This is a genomic window from Micromonospora acroterricola (genome assembly GCF_003172955.1).
In the GTDB taxonomy this organism is placed as follows: Bacteria; Actinomycetota; Actinomycetes; order Mycobacteriales; family Micromonosporaceae; genus Micromonospora; species Micromonospora acroterricola.
In genome coordinates, this window is sequence record NZ_QGKR01000063.1 from 1 (window position 1) to 5,993 (window position 5,993).

Consider the following 5,993-nt stretch of genomic DNA (forward strand, 5'->3'; position numbering starts at 1 on the left):
GCTCCACCTCCACCACCGGCGCCGGCCGGTGGCGAGCCCGCGCCGGTGGTGGAGGTGGAGCCGACCACGGGCGCGCCGGTGGACGCGGTGCCGCGCCGCGTGCCGGTCCGGCAGCACAGCCGATGGCACCGGGGCGCCCGCCGGGCCGACGGCGACACGCCGGCGGACGATGACGACGGCGGCTTCTGGGCGCCGATCGAGCAGGTGCACTGGGACGGCACCCCGGTCCGGGAGGACCCGGCACCGGAGCGGGACCGTGGCTCCGGCCCGGCGGGCCGTCGCGCGCCGGCCCGGGCCACCCCACCGCCGGACCCGCTGCCCGGGCTCGCGGCGCTGGTGCTGCTGAGCCTGGTCGTGGCCTTCTTCGCCTGGGTGAGCGCCGGCCCGTTCTGGCTCGCGGTCGGGCATGCGCGGGTCGGCACCGTGGTGATCGACGACTGCACCGGCGGTGGGCTGACCCAGCGGTGCCGGGGCACCTTCACCGCCGACGACGAGCGGTACTTCGCGCACGGCGTGCGGGTCAGCGGCGTACCCGCCGGTCGGGACGTCCCGGGTACGGCGCTGCCGGCGCGGATGGCCGGCCCGGACGGCGCCACGGCGTACGCCGACACGGGTGTGGCCCGGCACCTGCGCTGGCTGCCCGGTCTGCTGGTGGTGGCCGGCTGTGCCGCCGGCATCGCCCGGTGGACCGGGTCGACCCGGCTGCCCGGCCGGCGCAGCCGCCGCTGGGCGGTGACCGCCGCGGTCGCCGGACCGGTGCTGATCACCCTCGGCTTCCTCGCCGCCGCGTGGTGACCCGCCGTCTCCGTCGGTCAGCTGTGCACGATGGTGTAGACGTCGCGGCGGCGCAGGGCGTACTCGGTGGCGACGTCGGTGATGGCGTCGCGGCGGGACCGGCCGGCCGCCTCCCGCTCGGCGACCGCCGCGCGCAGGGTGTCGTCGTCGGGGCGCTCGGGGGCGGTCGTCGGCGCTCCGGCCACCACCAGGGTGATCTCTCCGCGCGGGTCCCCCTCGGCGGCCCACCGGGCCAGCTCGCCGAGGGGGCGGCGGAGCACCTCCTCGTAGGTCTTGGTGAGCTCCCGGCAGAGCGCCGCCGGCCGGTCCGCGCCGAACGTCTCGGCCAGGTCGGCGAGCGCCGCGCCGATCCGGTGCGGCGCCTCGAAGAAGACGAGGGTGCGTTCCTCGGCGGCGAGGGCGCGCAGCCGGGACCGGCGGGCGCCCGGGGTGCGGGGAAGGAAGCCCTCGAAGCAGAACCGGTCGCAGGGCAGCCCGGAGATCGCCAACGCGGTGGTCACCGCGCTCGGCCCGGGGGCGACGCTGACCGGCGCGCCGACGTCCAGTGCGGCCCGGACCAGCCGGTAGCCGGGGTCGGAGACGCTCGGCATGCCGCCGTCGGTCACCAGCGCCACCACGTACCCGCCGAGGATCACCTCGACCAGCTCGGGGGTGCGCCGCTCCTCGTTGCCCTCGAAGTAGGAGACGATCCGGCCGCCGACGGTGATGTCGAGGTCGCGGGCCAGCCGGGTGAGCCGGCGGGTGTCCTCGGCGGCCACCACGTCGGCGCTGGTCAGCACGTCCCGGAACCGGGCCGAGGCGTCGGCGGGATTGCCGAGCGGGGCGCCGAGCAGGATCAGGCGCCCAGCTTCGGACATTTCACCCACGAGATCGTCTCCTTGATTGACACGGATACCGGTATCAGGGACGACGGGCGCCACCGGACACCTTGGCAGCCTACGATCGCCGGGTGACGAGTGCGTCGACAGCGCAGAGCCCGAGCGCCGACCCGGCAAAGACGGTCGACGTGACACCGGGCGACCAACGCCCCGAGCAGGCGTCCGCTCCGCCCAGCGCTGACGGGGGCGGCGTGTCCGGGGTGGTCCGCCGCCGGTTCAGCACCGTCGATGCCGGGCTGGACCGGTTCTCGTGGCTGGCGACCGCCGTGGTGGTGGCCATCGCGGCGATCCTGCGCTTCGTCGGCCTGTCCAGCCCGAAGGGCAAGATCTTCGACGAGACGTACTACGCCAAGGACGCCTACGGGCTGATCAGCCGGGGCGTCGAGTGGAACTACAAGGACAACGCCGCGTCGTACGTGGTGCACCCGCCGCTGGGCAAGTGGCTGATCGGCCTCGGCGAGTGGGCCTTCGGCTACCAGGACGTCGAGTCGAGGGTCTCCGTCCCCGGGCACCTGATCACCACCGCCCCGGAGTTCGGCTGGCGCTTCTCGGCGGCCGTGGTCGGCACCCTCTCGGTGCTGCTGCTGGTCCGCATCGGCCGGCGGATGTTCCGCTCGACGGTGCTGGGCTGCGCGGCCGGCCTGCTGCTCGCCCTGGACGGCTTCCACCTGGTGCTCTCCCGCGCGGCGCTGCTCGACATCTTCCTGCTCTTCTTCGTGCTGGCCGCGTTCGGCGCGCTCGTGCTCGACCGCGACGCCCGCCGCCGGCGCTGGGCGCGGGCGCTGGACGACGGGCTCGACCCGACCCGGCCCGGCCGCGCCGGTCGCCCGCCGACCGGCTGGCGCACCTGGCCGTGGTGGCGGCTCGCCGCCGGGGTGCTGCTCGGCTGCGCCTGCGCGGTGAAGTGGAGCGCCCTCTACTTCGTGCCGGCGTTCGCGCTGCTGGTGCTCCTCTGGGAGGTCGGTGTCCGCCGCTCGGCGGGAGTCCGCCGGCCCTGGCGGGACACCCTGCTCGACGAGCTGCCCTGGCTGGTGCTGGCCGGCGTGCTGATGGTGGGCACCTACCTCGCCACCTGGTCGGGCTGGCTCCTCACCGACGACGGTTACTACCGGCTCGCGTCGTCCTACCCGAGCGCCCCGCTCAGTGACGCCCCGGTGATCGGCCCACTGGTCAACCTCTTCGAGTACCACCGGGCGGCGTACGGCTTCCACACCGGGTTGGACGACGCGCACAAGTACCAGTCGTGGCCGTGGCAGTGGTTGCTGCTCGGCCGTCCGGTGGCCTTCCACTGGTCCGGCGACGGCGCGTGCGGCGCGCCGACCTGCGCCTCCGAGATCCTGCTGCTCGGCACCCCGCTGCTCTGGTGGTCGTTCCTGCCCGCCCTGGTGGCGCTGGTCTGGCTGGGTGTGGCCCGCCGCGACTGGCGGGCCGGCGCGATCCTGCTCAGCGTGGCGGCCGGGCTGCTGCCCTGGTTCGCCTTCGCCCTCGAGGGCCGGACGATGTTCTCGTTCTACGCCGCGCCGGCGCTGCCGTTCCTGGTGCTGGCCGTGGTCTACGTGCTGGGGGCGCTGATCGCCCCGGCCGGGGCGGACGTCGGCACGGTGGCGCCGCTGGTCCCCGGCGATGCGGGCTACGAACGCCGGCTGGTGGGCAGCATCGCGGCCGGGGCGTACGTGCTGCTGGTGGCGCTCTGCTTCGCGTACTTCTATCCGATCTTCGTGGGCAAGCTCCTGCCGTACTCGGACTGGCTGGCCCGGATGTGGCTGGACGGGCGCTGGATATAAGCCTCGGCAGGCGACGCGCCGCGCAGCGCGACGCAGACGGGCCCGCACGCTTCGGCGTGCGGGCCCGTTCGACAAAGACGCGCGCCCCGATCGCCTGCCACGGGGGAAGCGGGCGATTGGGGCGCGCATGAAGAGCTTAACCACCGCGCACCACCGGCACAACGGGTCGACTTGGGTCAGATTTCCGACGGATGGCGGCCGGGCCGACGCTCACCCTCCGGCCGTTGACCGTGGGTGACCCGGCGTGGACTCAGCGCCCGGAACGGGCAGGTCCGAGGGTGGCCGACCCCGCTCGCCGCCTGCCCTCGCACCCGCCGGAGCGGGCAGCGGCGTGATCATCGACCCGCCACCCGAGTGATCATCCAAAGTGGATCTCACTACACTGCCGGCCGTGATCAACTTCAGACGATCGGCGGCCGTCCTAGTCGGACTGCTGGCGACCACCGCGCTGACCGGGCCGCTCCCGGCGGCTGCCGACGAGGAGCCGGTGGCCGAGCCGCCACGGGTCGAGCTGGTGCTCGACGTCAGCGGCTCGATGCGGGCCGCGGACATCGACGGGCGCAGCAGGATCGCGGTGGCCCAGCAGGCGTTCAACGAGGTGGTGGACGCGCTTCCGGCGGAGACCCAGCTCGGCATCCGGGTGCTCGGCGCGACCTACCGGGGCAAGGACAAGAAGGTCGGCTGCCAGGACACCCAGCAGATCGTTCCGGTCGGGCCGGTGGACCGGGCCCGGGCCAAGGCGGCGGTGGGGACCCTGCGGCCGACCGGGTTCACGCCGGTCGGGCTCGCGCTGCGCTCCGCCGCGCAGGATCTGGGCACCGGAGCCACGACCCGGCGGATCGTGCTGATCACCGACGGAGAGGACACCTGCGCCCCACCGGACCCGTGCGAGGTGGCCCGGGAACTGGCGGCCAAGGGCACCAGCCTGGTGGTCGACACGCTCGGCCTGGCCCCCGACGAGAAGGTGCGGCGGCAGCTGCTCTGCATCGCCGGAGCGACCGGCGGCACCTACACCGCGGCGCAGAGCGCCGAGGAGCTGACCGACCGGATCAAGCAACTCGTCGAGCGGGCCGGCGACTCGCACAGCCGGGCCCCGACCGTGGTCGGCGGCGCGACCGCCTGTGACTCGGCGCCCCTGCTGGCCCCGGGCGTGTACGCCGACCGGGAGGCGTTCTCCGAGCACCGGTACTACCGGGTGCCCGTCCGCCCCGGGCAGGAGCTGCGCGCGTCGGTGAGCATGGCGCTGGACCGGCCGGTGAACCGGGACTACGGGGTGCTGCTGCGGGCCACCGCTGCGGACGGCCGCGAAATGGTTCGCGGCGCGGACGCCGGCAGCGGGCGGGCCGACGTGCTCTCCGCCGGGCTGCGCTGGTCGGCCAGCGCCGACGACGAGGACGCCGAGGACGCCACCGACGCCGAGGAGACGACCACGGCGGCCAGCGAGCCCACCACCGTCTGCCTGGTCGTCAGCAACTCCTTCGCCCCGCGTCCCGGCACCGCCGCGACGCCCGGAATGCCGGTGGAGCTGACCGTCGACGTGGTTGCCGCCGCCCCCGCCCCGGACGGGCCGGACCTCGGCCGGGGCTGGGTGCTGCTCGCCCTGCTCACCGTGGCCGGTCTGCTCACCGGACTGATCGCCGGACTGCTCACCCGCTGGTGGGTCGCCACCTGGAGGACCAACTGATGCGTACCGCACTGTTCCGGTCGCTGGCGGCGGCGCTCGCCGCCGGCGGGTCCGCGCTGCTGCCCGCGGCGGCCGTCGCCGCCCCCACCCCCTCGCCGGGCGCCACGCCGGTGACCCGGGCCGGCACGTCGTTCCTGACCGCGACTCCGATCACCGCCGGGCAGCCGGTGCGGGTGGACGCCTCGGTCGGCGACCACCTCTACTGGTCGTTTCCGGCGACGGCCGGGCAGGTGCACGAGATCAGTACCACCGTCACCTTCCCGAAGGCGCGCAGCGGCGCCTCCACCTGGACCGTGGACGTCTTCGACGGGCTGCGCCGGCGGCAGGCGTGCACGGCCGGGGCGCAGACCCCGACCGTCGACGCGCAGGCGTCGAGCGTGGCGCTGGGCTGCACGCTGCGCGAGGTGCGGCCCTGGGCGGAGCCCTGGTCGGGCGATCCGCTGCCCGGCACGTACGTCATCCGGCTCTCCGTGGTGGACCTGCCGGAGCCGGATCTGGGCGCGCCCATCGACGTGGACCTGCTGGTCGGCACCCTCGCCGACCGGGGCGCCTCGGCCGACGACGGCGAGCTGGCCGCGCCGCTCGTGCCGAACACCAGGGCGGGCACGGTGCTCGACGCCGTACCGGTGGCCGGCGCGGAGGCCGACGACGAGGGTGACTCGCCAGCGGACTGGCTGCCGGATCTCGGCTCGCGCTGGGTCTGGACCAGCGTCGGCGGCGTGCTGGCCGCGGTGGCCGGCGTGGTCGGCTTCGCCATGACCCGGCGGCCCCGGCGCGGCTGAGCCCCGGCCCCGCTGAGGAACCCGGCCCCGGTGGCCGCGCCGCACGGCGGGGCCACCCGCGGGCCCAGCC

At 75.2% G+C, this 5,993-nt stretch carries 5 protein-coding genes; 4 read left to right on the forward strand and 1 reads right to left on the reverse strand.

Annotation, left to right across the window (positions count from 1 at the left end):
- On the forward strand, positions 1 to 795 hold a 795-nt coding region (locus DKT68_RS00920; RefSeq protein ID WP_330848920.1), incomplete at its 5' end, for a hypothetical protein.
- 17 nt (positions 796 to 812) lie between these two features.
- Here the strand turns inward: DKT68_RS00920 and rsmI are convergent.
- Positions 813 to 1,652 (reverse strand): 16S rRNA (cytidine(1402)-2'-O)-methyltransferase, encoded by an 840-nt coding sequence (rsmI, locus tag DKT68_RS00925; RefSeq protein ID WP_407940681.1) that lies wholly within the window; start codon positions 1,650 to 1,652, stop codon positions 813 to 815.
- 92 nt (positions 1,653 to 1,744) lie between these two features.
- Between rsmI and DKT68_RS00930 the strand changes: the two genes are divergently transcribed.
- The 3 genes from DKT68_RS00930 (at position 1,745) to DKT68_RS00940 (ending at position 5,923) form a co-directional block, all read left to right on the forward strand.
- Complete coding sequence (locus DKT68_RS00930) at positions 1,745 to 3,457, forward strand: dolichyl-phosphate-mannose--protein mannosyltransferase (RefSeq protein ID WP_109815543.1); 1,713 nt, start codon at positions 1,745 to 1,747, stop codon at positions 3,455 to 3,457.
- 391 nt (positions 3,458 to 3,848) lie between these two features.
- Positions 3,849 to 5,141 carry a VWA domain-containing protein gene (locus tag DKT68_RS00935; protein WP_109815544.1) on the forward strand — a complete coding sequence of 431 codons (1,293 nt, stop codon included), beginning with the start codon at positions 3,849 to 3,851 and terminating at the stop codon, positions 5,139 to 5,141.
- On the forward strand, positions 5,141 to 5,923 hold the full coding sequence (locus DKT68_RS00940; RefSeq protein WP_109815545.1) for a peptidase: 783 nt from the start codon (positions 5,141 to 5,143) through the stop codon (positions 5,921 to 5,923). Before DKT68_RS00935 ends, DKT68_RS00940 begins: the two co-directional genes overlap by 1 nt.
- Positions 5,924 to 5,993: the final 70 nt, after the last annotated feature.

Coding starts and splice junctions, on each gene's coding strand:
- DKT68_RS00940 (WP_109815545.1), top strand. CDS start 5,141: ATGCGTACCGCACTGTTCCGGTCGCTGGCGGCGGCGCTCGCCGCCGGC.
- rsmI (WP_407940681.1), bottom strand. CDS start 1,652: ATGTCCGAAGCTGGGCGCCTGATCCTGCTCGGCGCCCCGCTCGGCAAT.